General features: G+C 68.6%; 17 protein-coding genes. 11 read left to right on the top strand and 6 right to left on the bottom strand.

Annotation, left to right across the window (positions count from 1 at the left end; genetic code table 11):
- Nucleotides 1–54: 54 nt before the first annotated feature.
- From ACLJQ7_RS37480 to ACLJQ7_RS37505, 6 genes are all read left to right on the top strand, one after another.
- Entirely contained in the window at nt 55–2661 is a 2607-nt protein-coding gene (locus tag ACLJQ7_RS37480; protein ID WP_410652919.1) for a P-loop NTPase fold protein, read from the top strand.
- Nucleotides 2662–2715: 54 nt separating this feature from the next.
- The gene (locus tag ACLJQ7_RS37485; protein ID WP_410652920.1) at nt 2716–4470 is read left to right on the top strand and encodes a substrate-binding domain-containing protein; all 1755 of its coding nucleotides are present in this window, start codon (nt 2716–2718) and stop codon (nt 4468–4470) included.
- Nucleotide 4471: 1 nt separating this feature from the next.
- Complete coding sequence (locus ACLJQ7_RS37490; RefSeq protein WP_410652922.1) at nt 4472–4981, top strand: hypothetical protein; 510 nt, start codon at nt 4472–4474, stop codon at nt 4979–4981.
- Between the two features lie 50 nt (nt 4982–5031).
- On the top strand, nt 5032–5397 hold the full coding sequence (locus tag ACLJQ7_RS37495) for a hypothetical protein (protein WP_410652923.1): 366 nt from the start codon (nt 5032–5034) through the stop codon (nt 5395–5397).
- A 29-nt stretch (nt 5398–5426) separates the two neighbouring features.
- Entirely contained in the window at nt 5427–6128 is a 702-nt protein-coding gene (locus tag ACLJQ7_RS37500; protein ID WP_125680634.1) for a Crp/Fnr family transcriptional regulator, read from the top strand.
- A gap of 121 nt (nt 6129–6249) precedes the next feature.
- Complete coding sequence (locus tag ACLJQ7_RS37505) at nt 6250–6939, top strand: hypothetical protein (RefSeq protein ID WP_410652925.1); 690 nt, start codon at nt 6250–6252, stop codon at nt 6937–6939.
- Between the two features lie 219 nt (nt 6940–7158).
- On the opposite strand, the gene ACLJQ7_RS37510 is transcribed toward ACLJQ7_RS37505, so the two are convergent.
- From ACLJQ7_RS37510 to ACLJQ7_RS37525, 4 genes are all read right to left on the bottom strand, one after another.
- On the bottom strand, nt 7159–8640 hold the full coding sequence (locus tag ACLJQ7_RS37510; RefSeq protein WP_410652926.1) for a DUF1996 domain-containing protein: 1482 nt from the start codon (nt 8638–8640) through the stop codon (nt 7159–7161).
- A 206-nt stretch (nt 8641–8846) separates the two neighbouring features.
- The gene (locus ACLJQ7_RS37515; protein WP_410652927.1) at nt 8847–10364 is read right to left on the bottom strand and encodes a tripartite tricarboxylate transporter permease; all 1518 of its coding nucleotides are present in this window, start codon (nt 10362–10364) and stop codon (nt 8847–8849) included.
- Complete coding sequence (locus ACLJQ7_RS37520) at nt 10364–10861, bottom strand: tripartite tricarboxylate transporter TctB family protein (protein ID WP_410652928.1); 498 nt, start codon at nt 10859–10861, stop codon at nt 10364–10366. The genes ACLJQ7_RS37515 and ACLJQ7_RS37520 overlap by 1 nt, the downstream gene beginning before the upstream one ends.
- A complete protein-coding gene (locus ACLJQ7_RS37525) occupies nt 10858–11826 on the bottom strand; it encodes a Bug family tripartite tricarboxylate transporter substrate binding protein (protein ID WP_410653027.1) in 969 nt (322 codons plus the stop codon). Before ACLJQ7_RS37525 ends, ACLJQ7_RS37520 begins: the two co-directional genes overlap by 4 nt.
- 132 nt (nt 11827–11958) lie before the next feature.
- Here ACLJQ7_RS37525 and ACLJQ7_RS37530 point away from each other — a divergent pair, with 132 nt between their 5' ends.
- Nucleotides 11959–13491, top strand: a complete 1533-nt coding sequence (locus tag ACLJQ7_RS37530) for an ATP-binding protein (protein ID WP_410652929.1) — start codon at nt 11959–11961, stop codon at nt 13489–13491.
- Nucleotides 13488–14150: a response regulator gene (locus tag ACLJQ7_RS37535; protein ID WP_410652931.1), complete on the top strand. Its 663-nt coding sequence runs from the start codon at nt 13488–13490 to the stop codon at nt 14148–14150. The genes ACLJQ7_RS37530 and ACLJQ7_RS37535 overlap by 4 nt, the downstream gene beginning before the upstream one ends.
- Before the next feature lie 186 nt (nt 14151–14336).
- Here ACLJQ7_RS37535 and ACLJQ7_RS37540 read toward each other — a convergent pair whose 3' ends face one another.
- Both ACLJQ7_RS37540 and ACLJQ7_RS37545 read right to left on the bottom strand, forming a co-directional pair.
- Nucleotides 14337–15122, bottom strand: coding sequence for an isocitrate lyase/phosphoenolpyruvate mutase family protein (locus tag ACLJQ7_RS37540; protein ID WP_410652932.1), 786 nt, complete (start codon nt 15120–15122; stop codon nt 14337–14339).
- Nucleotides 15123–15138: 16 nt separating this feature from the next.
- Nucleotides 15139–15705, bottom strand: coding sequence for a TetR/AcrR family transcriptional regulator C-terminal domain-containing protein (locus ACLJQ7_RS37545; RefSeq protein ID WP_410652933.1), 567 nt, complete (start codon nt 15703–15705; stop codon nt 15139–15141).
- A gap of 255 nt (nt 15706–15960) precedes the next feature.
- Between ACLJQ7_RS37545 and ACLJQ7_RS37550 the strand changes: the two genes are divergently transcribed.
- The 3 genes from ACLJQ7_RS37550 (at nt 15961) to ACLJQ7_RS37560 (ending at nt 20258) form a co-directional block, all read left to right on the top strand.
- Nucleotides 15961–17163 carry an ROK family protein gene (locus ACLJQ7_RS37550; protein WP_410652934.1) on the top strand — a complete coding sequence of 401 codons (1203 nt, stop codon included), beginning with the start codon at nt 15961–15963 and terminating at the stop codon, nt 17161–17163.
- A gap of 372 nt (nt 17164–17535) precedes the next feature.
- Nucleotides 17536–18759, top strand: a complete 1224-nt coding sequence (locus ACLJQ7_RS37555) for an ROK family protein (RefSeq protein ID WP_410652936.1) — start codon at nt 17536–17538, stop codon at nt 18757–18759.
- Nucleotides 18756–20258 carry a sugar ABC transporter ATP-binding protein gene (locus ACLJQ7_RS37560; protein WP_410652937.1) on the top strand — a complete coding sequence of 501 codons (1503 nt, stop codon included), beginning with the start codon at nt 18756–18758 and terminating at the stop codon, nt 20256–20258. Before ACLJQ7_RS37555 ends, ACLJQ7_RS37560 begins: the two co-directional genes overlap by 4 nt.
- The last annotated feature ends 24 nt before the right edge of the window (nt 20259–20282 follow it).

A 20282-nucleotide genomic window follows, 5' to 3' on the forward strand; every position in this document is an offset into this window, starting at 1 on the left:
GATAGTCGCCTGTCGTTAACCATGATCTTGACGCGACCGGAAGACTGTGCCGTTATGACGACGGCGCGTTTCACCGGACACGAAGAACCGATCCTCGCGGTCGCGGTGAAGGGAAACCGCCTGGTCACCGGCGGCGCGGACCGGACCGTGCGGGTCTGGGACCTGGAAACCGGGGAGCAGCGTTTCGCGCTGAGCGGCCACGATCGGCCGGTGCTGGCGGTGGGTATCTCGGGTCAGTACGTGGTCGGTTGCGATGGGGCGACGGTGCGGCGCTGGCGGATCACCGGTACCGGCGCGCATTCACCGGAGGTCCAGACCACGAAGCGGACCGTGGCGGTCGCGGTGGCGAAGGACTTCGCCGTGTCCGGCGCGGGAAGCACCGTCGAGGTCCGGCGGCTGGACGGTGCGACGGTACGGGCTCTGCGCACCGGCGGCCCGGAGGTCGAATCGGTCGCGGTGACCCCGGACGGCCGGGTCGTCGTCGCCGGGGACGACACCGGTGGCGTGCGGCTGTGGGACAGGGAAATCGTTTCCCACTACCGGTTCGGTGGCGCGGGCGCGGTCCATGTGGTGGCGATCTCGGCCGACGGCGAGCAGGTGCTGTGCGCCGAAGGCGAGATGGTCCGGTTGTGGGGGCGCAAGGGCGATCCGGCCCTCGTCTTCCCCGGGCACACCGGCGTGGTGCGCTCGCTGGCCTTCGGCGCGGACGGCAAGCTGGTGCTCTCCGGCGGTTCCGACGGCGAGGTCCGCGTCCGCGAGATCGACGACCCGCGGGACTACACGCTCCTCAAGGGACATCAGGGGAACGTCCGGGCGATCGTGTGCACCGCGGGCAACGAGAAGATCGTCACGGTCGGGGACGACCGCACGATCCGGGTGTGGGACCGCTTCGGCAACCAGATCGACGGCACCGGCTTCGTCGAGCCCAAACCGGGCCGGGCGCGGCCGCGGATCACGCCCGACGTCGAAAGCCCGGTCGACCTGATCGGCTTCCACGACGACGTGCGGACGCTCGCCGCGGTCATCGCCGACCGCGAGACCAGCCCGCCGCTGTGCGTCGCGCTGCTGGGGCCGTGGGGTTCCGGCAAGTCGAGTTTCGTCCGGCAGGTGACCGACCGGGTGGCCGAACTGGCGCGCCGGTCCCGCGGTGACGCCGCCAACAGCGTGTTCGCCGGTGAGATCCGGCAGATCCGGTTCAACGCCTGGCAGTACCACGACGACCATCTGTGGGTCGGGCTGGTGGACCACCTGTTCCGCAACCTCGGCGCGCCCGAGACGCACGCGGACGCCGGTGAGGTCCACGCCGAACGCGAGGAACTGCGCAATCGGCTCGCGGGGCTGAAGGCGGTCAAGGCGGATTCCCCGCACACCTGGCGCTGGCGGCTGCTGGTGTCCGGGGTGGACCGGGCCGAACGCCGCCGGCGGAGGCTCGCCGTCGCGGGGTACGCGGTGCTGGGTGTGCTCGGCGCCGCCGCGGCGATCACCGGCTGGGCCTTGTGGCACAACGCGATCCTCGCCACGGCGGGCGCCATCGTCGCGCTCGGCGCCGTGCTGACGCCGGCCCTCACCACCGCCAGATCCGCGCTCGCGCCGGTGAAGTCCACATTGGACAAACTGCGGCACGACGTCGACAAACGCGCGGAACGGTTCGAGACCGAGGTCCGGGAGACCGAGGAACGGCTCCGGCGGCTGGACGCGGCCAGCAGGCTCGGCGAGCTGATCGAAGTGGCGAAAACCGGACGATACGGGGACTACCAAGGGGTTTTCGCCCGGGTCCGGGAAGACCTCGCGAATCTGAGCGCCGATCTGGTGGACGCCAGGCAGGAATGGCTGAGGGCGGGCGGCAAGGGCAAACCGCCGCTGGAACGGATCGTGCTCTACATCGACGATCTCGACCGCTGTCCGCCGCCGAAGGTGATCGAAGTGCTGGCCGCGGTGCATCTGCTGCTGGCGCTGCCCGCGTTCGTCGTGGTGGTCGCGGTCGACCCGCGGTGGCTGCGGCGCTGCCTCGACCAGCACCACGAAGAACTGTTCGGCGCGGGGGAGGAGACGCGACGGGCGGAGTACCTCGACAAGATCTTCCAGATCGTGTTCGCCCTGCGCCCGATGGGAAACGCGGCGGACGAGCTGATCGACGCGCTGATGCCGATCGAGGAACGGGAACCGGAGCCGTCCGAGCCCGAAGAATGGCCGGAGGACGAGAGCGCCATCGAACGCGGCGAAACGACCGAGGTGGTCGTCCAGGAGACGGCCCCGCCGACGTTCTACAACATGCGGCCGGACCGGTTGCGGCTCACCGAGGTCGAACGCGCTTTCGTCCACGTGCTGCGGAAAAGGCTGAACACGCCACGCGAGATCCGGAAGCTGGTCAACCTCTACCGGCTCGTGCGCATCGGCATCCCGGACGCGGAACTGGCGCGGTTCGTCGGCGGCCCGTACCGTGCGGTGCTCGTCCTGCTGACCTTGCTGGTCGCCGATCCGGATGCCGCACGCGAGACGTTCATCGCCCTTTCCGCCGGGGAATCGCTACGGGAGGCCTTTCCACCTGAATGGCGGCTAGACGCCGAATCGTTCGATGATCTACAGGTCTATCGGAATTGGGTGGGCACCCTCGCCCGGTTCAGTTTCGAAACCTACGATCTCGTGACCGAGGAGACGTAACCGGGAACCACGTTGTAGCTACACTTGCCCGCTACGACGGCTAGGGGGCGGCGCATGCGGAGATCAGGCTGGCTTTCGCTCGTCTTCGGCGCGCTCGTCGGGACGCTCGTGATCGTCCTGCTCGCCACCACGGTCACCCCGCCCTCGAACGCGGCCAGGACCGACTGCGTCCGCCTGATCACCAGTTCCTCCACGGAGAAGGGCGATCTGATCGCCGAACTGGCCGAGCGGTACAACGACACCGGCCGGACGTTCGACGGCGGCCGGTGCGCGAAGATCGAGGCGCACAAGAAGACCTCCGGTGCCACGCTCGACCTCATCGCCGACGGCTGGAACGACATCGACCAGCGCCAGCCCGAGCCCCAGGTCTGGCTGCCCAGTTCGTCGCTCTGGCTCGATCTGCTGCGCCAGCGCGGAAAGGGTGACCGGATCAAGGCCGGGCCGAAGACCTCGCTGGCGACCAGCCCGATGGTGATCGCGATGCCGGAACCGATGGCCAAGGCGATGGGCTGGCCGGGCAGGACGCTCGGCTGGGGCGACGTACTGGAAGTGAACCGCGACGGCGGCTGGGCCTCGAAAGGCGCGGCGTACGCCCAGTGGGGGAACTTCACGCTCGGCAAGGACAACCCGCGGCGGTCGACGTCCGGGCTCGCCGCGACCATCGCGACCTACTTCGCGGCGACGGGCGGCGACTACGGCAAGATCGACACGGCCGAGGCCGTGCAGTTCGTCCGCGGGATCGAGGCGTCGGTCGCCTACTACAGCGACGATTCGGTGGCCTTCCTGAAGACGCTGTACGACGAGGACCGCAAGAAGCCGACGCCCTACATCAGCGCGATGGCGATGCAGGAGCAGATGGTCTACCTCTACAACCGCGGCGTGCCGACCGGCGATCCGGCGCAGCTGAAGGGAAACCCCGTCGCGCCGCTGCGCCCGCTGGTCGCCGTCCACCCCAGGGAAGGGACGATGCTGATCGACCATCCCTTCCTGACCACCGCGAACGCGACACCGGAGCAGCAGGCGGCGGCCAAGGACTTCTACGACTTCCTCCTCGAATCCGCCCAGCAGGACCGGTTCCGTGAGCTCGGGTTCCGCGACCCCGGCGGTAGCGGGAATCCGGAGCTGGCCAAGGTCGTGGGCACCCAGGAGACCCAGGAGCCCCCGAAGATCGGCGTCCCGACCGGCGAGCAGATCCAGAAGATGCTCGACGGCTGGGAGTACACGCAGCGGCGCGGCCGGATCCTGCTGGTACTGGACCTGTCCGGCTCGATGAACGAACCGTTCGACAAGAACCGCAAGGACAAGCCGTACTCCGAGAGCCGGATCGCCCTGCTGAAACCCGCGATCCGGAAACAGCTCGAGTACCTGCATCCCGAAGACGAGGTCGGGCTGTGGACGTTCTCCGACGGGTATCAGGAGAAAATGCCGATCGGCAAGGTGAAGAACGTCCGCGGTCCGATGCTCGACCTGGTCGAGAACCTGACCCCGGCCGGCGATACGGCGCTGTACCAGACCGTGATCGCCGCCAACGAGAAGATGCGGCGGGAGTTCGACCCGAACCTGATCAACGCCGTCGTCTTCCTGACCGACGGCGAGAACACCGAGGCCGGGACGAAGGAGCAGGTGCTGCAGAACGTCGACGCCGAGCGGCTGGACAACTCCGTCCGCATCTTCACCATGGCCTACGGCGCGCAGGCCGACAGCCGGGTCCTCGACGAGATCGCGCAGAAGTCCAAGGCCCGCAGCTATCAGGCCGTCGACCCGTACGGCATCGACAAGATGTTCGTCAACGTCTTCAGTAACTTCTGACATGGCCGATCACGACAACCGTCCGTTCCACGTCGTCGCGGTGGTGCTCAGCCTGATCGCCGGGTTGATCGGCCGCGCGGTGACCTATCCGCATCCGCAGGCCTGGCTGTTCGGCGGCGTCGCCGTCCTGGCCGTGCTGATTCCGGCCGAGACCGCGTTCTTCGTGCTGAACGGAAGGCGGCCGAGGCCGGTGCGGGAGAAGCGTGCGCCGGAACCCGACGCCTACGACCACTACAGCCTGCTCGGGCGGGCGTTGACGGCCATCGACACGCTGCGGCCGGGCGAGACGGAGCTGGCCGGAGTCTTCCGGAGGGCGGTGGCGACGCTCGAACAGCGGAAGGGTGACAAATCCCCGGGTGTCCTTCAATTGCAGATGACCGTCCGGCAATTGACCATGAAGCTGGAGCGCTCGGTGCAGGACGGGAACCCGGACCAGCTGATGCTCGTCCAGCGGATGCACGTGTTCCAGGAGGTACTCGAAGACGCCCTCGCGGCGGTCGAACCGCGTTGAGTGTTCGGTGCCGAACAGACTACGGCCGTGCGTCATGCTGATCTGAGGGCATGCCGTTGATCGGGCGCCGGGTTGTCGAGGGCGTGGAACATGTGGTCGTACCGGTGGAGCACCGGTTCAGCCTGGAGGAGGCCGTGCTGGCGGTGATGGCCGCCAAGAGCACCGTGCGACCCGCTCCGGGGATCAAGGTCGCTCCGCTGAAGGTGTCGGAGGTACGGTCAGCGCTGCTCTATGCGGCGAAACACGCCGACAGACGACACCAGATCGTGGACAGTTATTTCGTCGAGGCCGAAGACGGGCCGTTGCACCGGCTGGCCGAGTGGATCAGATCGGAACTGGTCCGGCTCGGCATCTTCACCACCCACGACGGTTCCACCGCCGGATCGGGTGGCCGATTCGGTTACTCTCCGCGATAGGTGTTCACGACTGCCTGGGAGGGTGTTTCGTGGGTTTGGGCCAGGAGGCCGCCGAAGAAAGAGAACGTCCGTTCCTGGAGCGACTGGACGAACCCGTCCGTGCCCGGTTGCTGGAGATGGGTACGCCGCAGACCTACGAGGGCAGGCAGGCGCTCATGCGGGCGGGCGAACCCGGCGACTTCGTCATGCTGCTTCGGCACGGCTACGTGAAGGTGACCAGTGCCGATCGGATGGGCGCGACGGTCATCCTCGACGTCGGGGTCCCCGGCGATCTGCACGGCGAGATCGCGGTGATCGCGGGCGGTATCCGGATGGCCGACGTGGTCGCCATCGAGGAAGTGCACGTCCGGCGGATCGCGGCGAGCGAGTTCAACCGGTTCCTGCTGGAGCATCCGGCGGCGATGCGGGAGGTGCTCGTCAGCGTCGCCCGCCGGTTCGTGCTCGCGCAGCGGCAGCGGACGCAGTCCTGGAAACCGCAGGCGGTGGCCAGGGTCGCGACCAGATTGGACTATCTCGTCGACGTCTGTGGCATCCGGACACCCGCCGGCTGGCGGATCGGGATCCCGTTGAGCCAGGACGAACTCGCGCAGTTCATCCCGATGGGCCGGACCATGGTCGCGCAGGCACTGGACAAACTGCGGAAGGCGGGAGTGGTGGCCAGTTCGCGCCGTGCGATCACCGTCATCGACCGCGAGGCATTGCGGGTGGTCACGGAAAAAGGTGTGACTTAGCTCACTGGCGCTGACCTGCGCGAGGTCATGTTTTGTTCGGTTCCGAACAGAACTTCCGGTGAGGAGTGGGAACACTGCTTCCTGCCGCCAGTTTTCACCGATCAGGGGAGGGGTCGCAGAGATGCAGGTGCTGACCTCAGGCCATTACAACGCGCACACCCACGCCGTCCTGTCCGTCGACATCGTCGGTTCGTCCAAGGCCAGTGACGACCTGCTGGACCCGATGAAGACCGAGATGGAGACGCTGGTTTCCCGCTCGTTCACCGCGGTCGGGCTCGCGCCGGGGGAAGCGCGTCACTTCCGGGAGACCGGGGACGGGCTGATGGTCGCGTATCCGGACCACGCCGTCGGCCAGCTCTGCGAGGTCGTGTTCCACCTGGACCATCTCCTCCGGACCCGCAACCGCTACGCCCGCGTCCCGATGCGGGCGCGGGTGGCGGTCCACATGGGGCCGATGGCGGACAACCACCGCTACCACCGCACGTACATCACGCTGACGCGGTTGCTGTGCGCCACCACCTTCAACGACGCAGTGGGCTACTGGTGCCGTTCGGACCCGACAGGCGACAAGTTCGGCGCCGGGATGATCGTCTCGCAATCCGTGTGGCGCAACGTGGTCGAGCCGTTCGGCGTCGCGCTGGTCCCGCCTGCCCGCTGCGCCCGGATCAGTGTCACGACACCGGATTTCGCGGACAGCGCGTGGATCCACCTGCCGGGCTTGGACGCCGAAGCGGTCCTCGCCGAACTGAACCCCGCTGTCGCGGTGCCGCTCGTGTTCGACCGGGTGAGCCGGTTGTCCACGACGGCCTGACCCAGACCGGGCGGTCCGGTTTCCAGGGAGGGAAAGCCGTATCGCTCGCCGGTTCCCGGCCCGGAACCCCTACGCCGGGCCGGGAACCGGACCCCCGGCGCGGGGGTGGGGGCGCGGGTCATCCCCGCCGCGCCCTCTCTGCTTGCCCGGTCCGTGAAGGCCTCCTTGAGGGACCCAGAGTCCCTCAAGGAGGCCTTCACGGACTTGAGGCGGGCACCGCTACTGCCTGCACCTCTTACCGCTGTTGACGCACTTCACCAGCTGGTTCATCAGCCGCTGCGACATGACGTTCGCGAAATCGTCGTGGTCGGAACGCGGGTCGTGCTTCTCCTGCGCGAACGCGTCGACCGCGTACTGCCCGGCGGCTTGGACCTCGGGCGGGATGTTGTACACCAGCGTGATCCGCAGCTGCGGCACGTTCTTGAAGCCGCGCGGGCATTTCCCGTTGCGGTCGGAGAACACGATATGCGTGCGGTGGTTGGCGCTGTCGGTGTTCTTCCCGTCCCAGCAGTTCGGGAACGAGTGGATCCGCGTGACCTTGCTGCCCCGCGGGCAGATCGGGTACAGCTCGGTGAGCCGGTCTTCGAAGCCGGTGCAGGTCCAGCTGGGCCGCGCGTTGGCCGGGCCGTTGGTGCTCTGCTTGGCGTCGCCGTAGAGCACGCGCAGGAATTTCGGCATCGCGACGACCCGGCGGGCGCCGCCGCTGGTGAAGGTCAGATCGACCTTTTCGGCGCGCTGGATTTCGCCTTCGTTGTCGCCGATCTCGTTGTTGTCGTTCACCCCGGGCAGATCGGCGGCCTTGCCGTCGGCCTTCTTCTTCTCGGCGTCGCCCGCGGCGTTGACGTTGCTGTTGTCGCCGCCGTTGTCGAGGCCGCCCTCGCCGTTCTGCTTCACGGCGCAGCCTGCCAGCTGGTCTTCGTTCTTCTCGACCGGTTTGCCCGCCTGCCGCAGGGTGTCGGCGATCTTCTCGATCGACGGCTTCCGTTTGTTCTTCAGTTCGTCGAGCACCTGGCCCGCTTGTTTTCCTTGCGCCAGCTGGTTGTTCGCGTTCTCGGACTCCTGGTCGAGGTTGTCGAGGTTCTCGTCGACCGCGGGCGTGGCCTGGTCGGGGACCTCGCTGAGTTCACTGAGTTCGCTGGCGACGTCGGGGCAGTCGACCTGGGCGACCGCCTCGTCCTTGGCCGCGTTCGCGCGGTCTGCGGCGAGCTTCTCCTCGTTCGCCGCCTCGTTCTCTTCCTCTTCTTCGGTGTTGATCCGGATGACCGGCCAGAAGTAGGCCGACTTGTCCCCGTTCTTACACGTGGTGCCCGCGCGCAGCAGGCTCTTGTTGTTCGAATCGGCGTTGGTCGACAGGTTCCCGACGTAGTCGTGGAGATGCTCGGCTCCATTGCGGACACCGGGCTGCGCGATGAAGTTGTCGCCGTTGAAATGGCCGTTCTCGTTGCGGCCGCAGTCCACGGTGAACGTTCCCCGTGCGCCTCGTTTCGCGAGGTCGAGGTTGACGTTGTTGCCGCGGGGGACCTTCGTGATGTCGATGAAGAAAGACTTGTCCGCTCCGTCGGCCCTGGCGGCGTCGGGGGTTCCGGTCGTGTTGAGTACGACGATCCCGCCGACGGCGAGGGCGAGGGCGGTGGCGCCCGTGGCGACCTTGGTACGGCGCGCCATGCGGTGGCGGCCGGCGGTTCTTTGGTTACGGGGCATGAACTTGTTCACCTCGTTCGGTGTCGTTGCACGGAGCCCGGGGGAGGTGGCGCCGGCAGTGCCGGCGTAACTGACTCCGTGTTGGCTGAAACGGCCCCGAACGAAGAGCGGTTCAAAAAGCGATCTCGCTGTTATCTTTTCGTTACCTCCAGGGAGGGAGAAGGCCCGGCCTCGGGGCAGTCGAGGCCGGGCCGGATTCCCACTGGTCAGGCGTCGACCTTGTCCTTGGACTCCGCCTCGGGAGCGCTGGGGCGGGCAGGCAGGAAACGCTTGATCACCGGGAAGAACAGGATCACCAGGATGATCACGTAGACGACGATCGCGAACGGGGTGTTGAACAGCCCGGTCAGGCTGCCGTCACTGAGTTGCAGCGCGCGCCGCATCTGCTGTTCGGCGGCCGGGCCGAGGATGACGCCGATGATCGCCGGCAGCACCGGCAACCCGTACCGGCGCATCGCGAAGCCGATCAGGCCGATCACGAACATCACCAGCAGGTCGAAGATGTCCGCGTTGACCGCGTACGCGCCGACACTGGCGAAGAACAGAATGCCCGCGTAGAGGTACGGCCGCGGGATCCGCAGCAGCTTCGCCCACAGCGGCGCCAGCGGCAGGTTCAGCACCAGCAGCAGCGTCAGCCCGACGAACAGCGAGGCGATCAGGCCCCACACCAGCGAAGACTCCCGCTCGAACAGCAACGGTCCCGGCTGGATGCCGTACTGCTGGAACGCCGCCAGCATCACGGCCGCGACCGCGGTGGTCGGCAGGCCGAGCGTCAGCATCGAGACCAGCGTCCCGGCGGCGGAGGCCGACGCCGTCGCTTCCGGGCCCGCGACGCCTTCGATGGCGCCCTTGCCGAACTCGTCCTTGTGCTTCGAGAGCCGCTTTTCCGTGACGTAGGAGAGGAAAGTCGGGATTTCGGCGCCACCGGCCGGCACCGCGCCGAACGGGAACCCGATGACCGGACCGCGCAGCCACGGCTTCCAGGTCCGCTTCAGATCGGCACGCGAAAGCCAGGGCCTGCCGACCGGGATCGGTTTGAACGCGTTGCGCCGCAGGTGCGCGGCGACCCAGAGCGACTCGCCGACGGCGAACAGCGCGACCGCCACGATCACGACGTCGATCCCGTCGGCGAGATGCAGTGAACCGAAGGTCAGCCGCTGCTGTCCGGTCATCTCGTCCAGGCCGACCAGGCCGATGGTGAGCCCGATCAGCAGCGACGCCACACCGCGGATCCGGGAACTGCCGAGTACCGAGGTGACCGCGATGAACGCCAGGACCATGATCGCGAACAGATCCGGCGCGCCGATGTCGACGGCGTGCTTCGCGATGATCGGAGCCAGCACGACCAGCGCGATGGTGCCGAGGATGCCGCCGATGAAATGCCCGATCGCGGCCGCCGCAAGCGCTTGCGCACCGCGGCCCTTGCGGGCCATCGGGTTGCCGTCGATGGCCGCGACCACCGCCGCGCTCTCCCCCGGCGTGTTCAGCAGGATCGACGTCGTCGAACCGCCGAACATCCCGCCGTAGTAGATGCCGGCGAACATGATGAACGCGCCGGTGGGCTCCAGCCCGTAGGTCACCGGGAGCAGCAGCGCCACCGCCATGGCCGGGCCGATCCCCGGCAGGACACCGATCGCGGTGCCCAGCAGTACCCCGATCGCCGCCATCGCGATATGGGTCGGGGTCAGCGCGGTGCCGAAGCCGTCGATGAGTTGCTGGAACATCAGAACACCTCCATCAACGGGCCACCGGGCAGCGGGACTCCGAGCAGGTTGTTGAAGACCAGGAAGGTCACGACGGACATGCCGGCCGCGATCAGCGGGTCACGCACCAGGTTGCGGCTGCCGAGCGCGTACGCCGCGCCCCAGAACAGGATCGCGCCCGAGATCGGGAAGCCGACCAGGCCGATCAGCGCCGCGTTGGCGAGGAAGGCGCCGCACAGCAACAGCACCGTGCGCAGGTCGGCGGGCTCGCTGAGGTCGATGTCCTCGCCGCCCTCGGCCTCCCCTTTGCCACCGCGCAGCACGTCGCGCGCCAGCAGGACGGCGACCAGCAGCAGCAGCGAACCGACCAGGATCGGCACCGCCTTCGGTCCCACCGGACCGCGCTGGGCGAAGTCGGTGGGAATGCTCAGCGCGTCGGTGAGCACCAGGACACCGAGCACCACGAGCCCGACGCTCACCCCGAGTTCGGAGCGCTCCTTCAGCCATGCGGTCGTCATGCCAGACCCAGCTCTTTCAGCACCGTTGCCACTCGCGTGTTCTCCTCTTCGAGAAACGAACCGAACTGCTCGCCTGGCGCGAACGCGCCGGTCCATCCGTTGCGCTGCAAGGCTTCCTGCCATTGCGGCGTCTTCTGCAACCGCTCGAACAGGCTCACCAGCTTCGCGCGGTCCGCTTCGGTGATGCCGGGCGGCGCGACGATGCCGCGCCAGTTGGTGAACTTGACGTCCACACCGGACTCCGCCAGCGTCGGCGCGTCGATTCCGGGGATCCGGTTCGCGCTGGTCACCGCCAGCACCCGGAGCGTGCCCGCCGCGATCTGGTCGCGGTACTCGCCGACCCCCGAGACACCGAACGCGACCTTGCCGCCGAGGACCGACGCGAGTAGTTCACCGCCGCCGTCGAACTGGACGTAGTTGACCGCCTTGGGCGCGAGCCCGACGGCCTTCGCCATCAGCATCGGCGCCAGGTGGTCCGGTCCGCCGGGCGACGAGCCGCCGCCGACCTGCACCGCGCCGGGGTCCTTCCGCCAGGCCTCGATCAGCTGACCGATGTTCTGGTACGGCGAGTCCTTGCCGACCACGACGATGTCCGACTCTTCGATCAGCTTCGCCACCGGCGTGGTGTCGAGCAGCGAAGACGGCGACTTGTTCGTGAACACGCTGCCGACGACACCCAGGCCCATCGACATGACGAGTTTGCCGTTGCCGCGTTCGGCCACCGTGCGGCCGAGGCCGACCGTGCCGCCGGCCCCGGGGAGGTTGAAGACCTCCGCGTTGCCGAGCAGGTCGGCGTCTTCCATCGCCTTGGTCGCGGTCCGCGCCGTGATGTCGTAACCGCCGCCGGGCGCGTTGGGCACGAGGACCCGCAACGACCGGATCTGCGAGCCCTCGTCGGCCTCGCCGCCCGGGGTGAGCAACGGTGGCACCAGCAAGACGGCGACGAGCGCCGCCGCGATGGCCAACCAGCTACTGGGCTTCACTGTGATCCCCGCCTCTCTGCCGCGTGGTTGGACATGTTGCACTCGTGTAAACAGAGATGTCTCGCTTAGACGCCTAAGGGTTCTTTTGTTCTTTGTGGTCACGCGGAGGTGGCGATGGGTGCTCGGGGTTCCTTGGCCCGCCAGCTCCTCGTGTGGCAACTCGTAGTCGTCACCTGCCTACTGTGCGCGGTGGGCGTGCTGGCCATCGTCCAGGCGGGGAGCAATTTCCGCACGACCGAGGGACGCCGGGCGCTTTCGGTCGCGGAGAGTGTCGCCGCGCAGGGCATCGTGGGCGACCTCGAGAACGGCCCGTTCGAGCTGAACGCGCCCGCGGAGACCGCGCGGAGCCTTTCCGGGGTGGATTTCGTGGTGATCGCGGGCGCCGATCGCTACGTGCTCGCCTCGCCGTATCCGGATCAGCTCCGCACGCTGCTCGACATCGGCGACAGCACCGTCCTCTCTGGACGGTCGTGGGTCGGCGAACTCGACGGGTCGACCGTGGCACACGTCCCGGTGCTCGACGAAAAGGGCGGCAAGGTGATCCGCATGGTCGCGGCGGGTTCGAAGTCGCCCGGGTTCTTCGCCGGCGTGCTCGACTCGCCGGACAACGCGCTGCGGGTGCTGGGCGTCGCGCTGGTGATCGGGGTGAGTGGTTCGCTGCTGCTGGCGCGGCGCGTGAAGAACCAGACGCTCGGCCTGGAGCCGCACGAGATCACCGCGCTGGTCGAGAACCGGGAGGCGCTCCTTCACGGCATCAAGGAGGGCGTCGTCGGCCTGGACCCGCACCACCGCATCACCCTGGTGAATGACCAGGCCCGCGAACTGCTGGCGCTGCCGGAGGACGCCGTCGGCCGCTCGGTCGAGGACCTCGACCTCAACGAGCGGATCCGCGACCTGCTCACCGGCCGCGCGACCGGCGCCGACCAGATCGTGTTGCGGCAAGGGAAGGTGCTGACGCTGAACCGGATGCCGATCGACGTGCGGGGAGCCGTGGTCACCCTGCGGGACCGCACCGATCTGATGACGTTGCGGGACGAACTCGACGCCAGCAGGCACGCGACCGACACGTTGCGGGCGCAGGCGCACGAGTTCAGCAACCGGCTGCACACCATCTCCGGATTGCTGGAACTCGGGGAATACGAAGAGGTCCGCGGCTACGTCAGCCGGATCAGTTCGGCGCAGGGGGAGTGGCGCGCGGAGGTCGGTTCGCGGGTCGGCGATCCGGCGGTGGCGGCGTTGCTGATCGCGAAGGCGTCGCTCGCCGCGGAACGCGGGGTCGGGCTGCGCATGGCGCCGGACAGCGAACTCGACCGCGTCGAGGACGCCCTATCCACCGATTTGGTGACAGTGCTGGGAAATCTCGTCGACAACGCACTGGACGCGCTGGGCGGGGAGCACGGCTGGATCGAGGTCGGGGTGTGGCAGGAGGAGGACGAAGTGCGGGTGGTGGTCCGTGATTCCGGGCCGGGAGTCGCCCCGGAGATCGCGGAAGAGGTGTTCGAGCACGGCTTCACCACGAAGGCCGCGGCGCACGGCCAGCGCGGGCTCGGGCTCGCGCTGATCCGGCAGGCGTGTGTGCGGCGAGGCGGTTCCGTCGAGGTGCACAACTCCGGCGGCGCGGTGTTCACGGCGAGGTTGCCGCGATGATCCGGGTGCTCGTCGTCGACGACGATTTCATGGTCGCGAAAGTCCACAGTGGATACGTCACGCGCACGGAGGGGTTCGCCGTGGCCGGGGTCGCGCACACCGGCGCCGACGCGCTCCGCCTGGCGCGGGAACTGAAACCGGACCTGGTGCTGCTCGACGTCTACCTTCCCGATCTCGACGGGCTTTCGGTGCTGCGGGAACTGCGCGCGACCGAGGACGTCGACGTCATCCTCATCACCGCCGCCACCGACGTGGAGACCGTGCGGCAGGCGATGCGGGGCGGGGTCCTGCACTATCTGATCAAGCCGTTCGAGTACGCGTCCCTGCGCGATCAGCTCACCCATTTCGCGTCGCTGCACCGTCGGCTGGACCGGCTGGACGAGGCAGGCCAGGCCGACGTCGACCAGGTCTTCGGCGCGCGGCCGAGCGCGAAACCCGTACTGCCCAAGGGACTCACGGCGGAGACCGCGCGATTGGTGGAGACCGCGCTGCGGGGCGCGTCCGGCGGGATGTCCGCGAGCGAATGCGCCGAGGCGACCGGTGTGGCGCGGGTGAGCGCGCGCCGGTATCTGGAGCATTTCGTGGCGACCGGAAAGGCCGAGGTGACCCTCAAGTACGGCGGGACGGGACGACCCGAACGCCGCTACCTCTGGTCTTGACCCGCATTTCGTCCTCTGAATGCGGGTAGTTGGGCACCCGCCCCCGGTGAGCGCGTTGCGAAAGCCACTTTCGCAACGCTCAAGGTTGCGAAAGTGGCTTTCGCAACGCTCCCCCCGGGGCGGCGGGCTCGCGTGTGCGCCGGTCACGACTCACCGGACCGAACGCACCCTCCCGCATTTCGTCCGCTAAATGCGGGAGGTGAGGAGGTCGTTGAGGGTGACGTAGTCCACGGAGTCCTCGAGACGCGAGTAGGTGCCCGCCGAGAAGAGTTCCCGGGCGCTTTCCCGCACGACGGCGTACGCGGCCTGGCTGATACTGGAGCCGACGCTCACCCGCGCGACCCCGAGCCCGGCCAGTTCCTTGACGCTGGGCGCGCCCGGGTGAGCCATGACGTTCACCGGCGCGTCGATGCCCTCGACGAGCGCGGCGATCACGGCGGGATCGGTGGCGCCGGGAACGAAGATCCCGTCCGCGCCCGCCGCGAGGTACGCGGCCGCGCGCTCCAGCGTCTCCGGAACTCCGCCGAGCCCGCGGAGGAACGTGTCGATCCGGGCGTTGACGAAGACCTCGTCACTCGCCGCGCGGGCCGCCGCGATCCGGGGGACCACCTCTTCGGGCGGTCGCGGGCCGTCCTCGATGTTGATGCCGACCGCGCCCGCCGCGACCACCGCGGCGACGATCTCGGTGACGCCGCCGGGTGTGTCCGCGTAGCCGCCTTCGATGTCCGCGGTCACCGGAACCGTTGTCACGCGGGCGATCCTGGCGATCAGGTCCACCGCGAGTTCGCGGCCGAGGCGGTCACCGTCGGGGGCGCCGAGGCTCCACGCCACGCCGGCGCTGGTGGTGGCGATCGCCGCGGCGCCCGCGTCCTCGACGAGCCGGGCGCTCGCGACGTCCCAGGCGTTGGCGAGCACCAGCGGGTTCGACGGGACGTGCAGGGAACGGAACAGCCGGGCGGTTTCGCTTGTCATGGCGTCAGTCCAGCAGCTATGCGACATCCTGGTCTGGCGGATTCGCGACATCGACGTCGGCGCGGAGCCCGGCGATCAGGCGCGCGAGACCGTATTCGAAGGAGGCGCCCGGATCCTCGTCGTGGTCGCCCTCGGCGTGCTGTTGTTCGTCGATCGCGCAGCCGAGCGTGTACCGGTTGATCGCGAGGATCGCGTGTGTCGCGTCTTCTTCGGTGAAACCGGCCCGCAGCAACGGTTTGATCAGCGGCGTCATCGCCGAGCGGCCGGTCGGGCGGGAGCCGGCGTGCAGGCGTGCGCCGTCCCGGTAGGACAGCAGCGTGCGGCGGATGGTGCGAGCGCGCCGCGCCAGCCACTCCGCCCAGTCGTCCATCGCCGAGGGATCGTCCAGCGGGGCGAGCCGGTCGTCCAGCATGGTTTCGGCCATCTGGTCGAGCAACGCCTGCTTGCTCTCGAAATGCGTGTAGAGCGCGGGACCGCGCACGCCGAGCTTCTCCCCGAGCTTGCGCAGGCTCAATCCGTCCAGCCCGACCTCGTCGAGGAGTTCCAGCGCGGCTCGGACGTACCCGTCCCGTCTCACGACCATGCGCACACCTTCGCCGGTCCGTATCGGAGTTGACAACTCGACCGTATCTTATCACCGTTAAGATCTTAACGATGATAAGTTGAGCAGGTAGGATGATCGGGAGTTCCAGGAATGAGCCGCGCCCGGCCACCCGCTCGCACCGAATCGTCCACAGTGGACTGAGGTGTGACGGTGGGTTTGTTCCCGCCCGATGGGCCCTGAAGGTTCCGAGTGGCATTCGGGACAGCAAGTGGACAACGCCGTAGGCTCAGGTGAATGAGCACGGCACCCACCTCGGAGCATCCGATGGTCGAAACCCGGCACCAGACCCAGCTGCTCACCCTGTTGCGGGATGAGGGACCGATGTCCCGGGTCGAACTGGGGGAGCGGCTGGAGCTGCCGCGTGCCCGGGTGGGGGCCGAGGTCGCGCGGCTGGCCGAGGTCGGTCTCGTCGAGACCGCGGGTCCTTCGGCGAGCCGCGGTGGCAGGCGGTCCACGCTGGTGCGGCTGGCGGGAGACCTGCGAGTGCTGTCGGTGGACGTCGGCGCGACGTCGGTCGGGGTCGCCCTCACCGACGCTTCGTGCGAGGTGCTGGTGCACACCGTCGAGGACTGCGACGTCCGGCAGGGGCCGCACGCCGTGCTCAAACGCGTCGTCGCGCTGGCGGAGAAGATCCGCGAAGAGGCGCCGGGCAAGCTGATCGCCGCCGGGATCGGCCTCCCCGGGCCGGTGAGCTTCGCCGAGGGCATGGCGGTCGCGCCGCCGATAATGCCCGGCTGGGACCGGTTCTCCGTGCGCGACCATCTCGGCGGGTTGCTGCGCTGCCCGGTCACCGTCGACAACGACGTGAACTCGATGGCGCTCGGGGAACGGCACGCCGGGGTCGCGCGCTCCATCGACGACCTGGTGTTCGTCAAGATCGGTACCGGTATCGGCTGCGGGATCGTGCTCGGCGGCAAGGTGTACCGCGGTGTCGCCGGCACCGCGGGCGACATCGGGCACATCCGCCTCGACGACTACGGGCCGACGTGCGCCTGCGGTGAGACAGGCTGTCTCGAGGCGTACTTCGGCGGCGCCGCGCTGGCCCGCGACGGGCTGACCCTGGCCCGCAGCGGCCGGTCGGTGTACCTCGCCGACGTCGTCGCGGACCGCGGCGCGATCACCGCGCAGGACGTCGGCCGCGCGGCGGCGTCGGGCGATTTCGGCGCGGTCAACCTCATCCGCGACGGCGGGCGGCGGCTCGGGCAGGTGGTCGCCTCGCTGGTGAGTTTCGTGAACCCGGGCATGGTCGTGATCGGCGGCGGCGTGGCGCAGCTCGGGCATCAGCTGCTCGCCGAGATCCGCAGCTCGGTCTACCGGCGGTCGCTACCGCTCGCGACCGGGAACCTGCCGATCGTGCTGTCCGAGCTGGGGGACACCGCGGGCGTCATCGGGGCCGCGTGGTCCGCTACCGATCGGGCCTTCACGCTGAGTAGCTGAGGTCTCTCGCCCCGGTCCCCCCGCCCCGTGCAATGAAGGGACCTTTCATAGCAAAATTTGCTATGAAAGGCCCCTTCATTGCGCGCGGGAGGGGGACGCGGGCGTGGGGGAGGGGCGTGGGGGAGGGGCGCAATGAAGGCGCTGAGTGACCGACCGGCGGCACGGTGAGCATCCACGCGAATCCGATTAGTAACGTCAAGATCGTACAGACTTTCGCTCGTAAAATATGAAAGTCTGCGTAGTTCTGGACGGCTATTCGGGTGACGGCGCCTATTTCTGTCCTGTTGTCACCTTGACGAGTGACACGGACCACCCTACTTTCGCTGGCTAAGTAACAAAGTTTGTTACGGCCGATTCGTAAGTGAGGGCAGTGTGGCCGCGACTGATTCCGGGCAGCTCGACCCGGTCAGCCCACGTACCTCGAACCTCGCCGCGCTCCTGCGGGCGTTGCGTTCGGGGGCGCTCTCGCGCACCCAGCTCGCCGCGCGCTGCGGGCTCACCAAGGCGGCCGTCTCCGGGTTGATCACCGAGCTGTCCGACCGCGGTCTCGTCCGCTCCGCCGGACTCCAGGGCGGCGGCAACGGCAGGCCCAGCCAGCTGTTGGAGCTGAACGGCGCCAGCGCCTGCGGGCTGGCGCTCAGCGTCGAGGCCGATCGGTTCGCCGCCGTCGTCACGAACCTCGACGGCCGCGTCGTCGCCGAACGCACCGAGACCGCCGACGTCGCCGCGCTCGGGCTGCACCGGAGCATGGACGAGCTCGCCTTCCTCGCCCGGACCGTGCTGCTCGACGACCAGCCGGTCGGGGTCACCGTCTCGGTGCCGGGCCTGGTCGATTCGGCCGCCGCCGTGTTGCGGTTCGCGCCGACCCTGCGCTGGCGCGACGCCGAGATCGCCGACCTCCTCGCCGCCCGGCTCGGTCTGCCCGCGGACGCCATCGCGGTCGACAACGAGGCCAACCTCGGCGCGATCGGCGAGGCCGTCGCCGGAGTCGGCCGAGGTGTGCGGGAGCTCTTCTACCTCAGCGGCGGCACGGGTGTCGGCGGCGGACTCGTGTCCGGCGGCGCGATCCTGCGCGGTGCCAGGGGTTTCGCGGGCGAGGTCGGGCACATCACCGTCGACCCGTCCGGCGAACAGTGCCAGTGCGGCCGGGTCGGCTGCCTGGAGACCAAGGCCGGGCTCAACGCGGTCCTGCGCGGCGCGGCCTCACCCGGTGACCCGCTGCACGATCCCGCTTTGGGCGTCGACGGCCGGGCCGGGCTGCTCAGGCACCGCGTGCAGCGCGGAGACCAGCGGGCGGTCGCCGCCGTCTCGGAACTCGGGGTCGCGCTCGGCATCGCGGTGTCCACTGTGGTCGACGTGCTCGACCCGGACGTCGTCGTGCTCGGCGGTTACTTCGCCGAACTGGGCGAGTGGCTGGTCGAGCCGGTGCGCCGCGAACTGTCCGCGCGTCCGCTCGGGCACGAACCCACCTGTCGCGTCGAGCCGTCGCCGCTGGGCACCACCGCCCCGCTGCGCGGCGCCGCACACCTCGCCACCGAACGGCTTTTCGCCGACCCGACGCTAGTTCCCTTCGAGACCGAGGAGGCTCCGGCATGACGCTGCTATCCGTCCGGGGGATCGTGAAGACCTTCCCCGGGGTCCGTGCGCTCGACGGGGTCGACTTCGACGTCGAACCCGGTGAGGTGCACTGTCTCCTCGGCCAGAACGGCGCGGGCAAGTCCACGCTGATCAAAACGCTCGCCGGAGCGCATCGCCCCGACGGCGGCGAGATCTTCTGGCAGGGTGAGCCGGTCACGCTGCCCTCGCCGGTCGCCGCGCTGAAGATCGGCATCGCGACCATGTACCAGGAACTCGACCTGGTGCCCGGGCTTTCCGTGGCGGACAACATCTTCCTCGGCCGCGAGCGCGCGTCGTTCGGGTTCACGCGGATCAGCGAGTCCCGGAACAAGGCCGCGAAACTGATGGCGCGGCTCGGTCATCCGGAGATCGCGCCGTCGACCGAGGTCGGCAAGCTGTCCGCCGCCGGTCAGCAGCTGGTCTCGATGGCGCGGGCACTCGCGTACGACGCGAAACTGCTGGTGATGGACGAGCCCACCGCGGCACTGGCGGGCGAAGAGGTCGACAACCTGTTCCGCATCGTCGGCGAGCTGACCGCCGAGGGCGTCGCGATCATCTACATCTCCCACCGGCTCGAAGAACTGCGCCGGATCGGGCACCGCGTCACCGTGCTCAAGGACGGCAAGACCGTTTCCACCGGCCTCGACGCCAAGGAGACGCCGACGGCGGATCTCGTCGCGCTCATGGCGGGCCGCAAGGTCGAGACCGTGTTCGGCCCGCGGCACCAGGAACACGTGAACCCGGACAAAGAGGTTCTCAAGGTGGAGAACCTCACCACCGTCGGCGAGTTCGAGAACGTGAACTTCACCGTGCACGCCGGTGAGGTCGTCGGCATCGCGGGCCTGGTCGGCTCGGGACGCAGTGAGCTGCTGGAGACGATCTTCGGCGCGCGGAAGCAGGACACGGGCTCGGTGTCGGTCGACGGCGAACCGGTCCGGCCGGGCAGTGTGTCCGCGGCGGTCAAGGCCGGGATCGGGCTGGCGCCGGAGGAACGCAAGAGCCAAGGGCTGCTGCTGGACCTGCCCGTCGTGCACAACGTGACCCTGGCGAGCCTGGGCAAATACGCGACCTTCGGGTTCTCCGACCGGTCGCGGGAACTGGAAGACGCAGGCGAAAGCCTGCGGCGCCTCGATCTCCGGCCCGCCGACCCGCACCGGATCATCCGCACGCTGTCCGGCGGCAACCAGCAGAAGGCGGTGCTCGCCCGCTGGCTGGTCCGCGGCTGCCGGGTCCTGCTGCTGGACGAACCGACGCGCGGGGTCGACGTCGGCGCGCGGGCGGAGCTGTACCGGCTGATCGAGGAACTGGCCGCGACCGGCGTCGCGATCGTGCTGGTCAGCAGCGAGATCCCCGAAGTACTCGGCTTGTCCGACCGGGTGCTGGTGCTGCGTGAAGGACGTGTCCTGGCTGAAAAGCCGTCTGCGGAGCTGACAGAGGCGGATGTGCTCGACGTGATTCTCGAGGGGAGTGCGGCGTGACCGACCAAGCCGAATCGGTGCGTA

The sequence above is a fragment of the Amycolatopsis sp. cmx-4-54 genome (genome assembly GCF_046548895.1).
Classification (GTDB): Bacteria; Actinomycetota; Actinomycetes; order Mycobacteriales; family Pseudonocardiaceae; genus Amycolatopsis.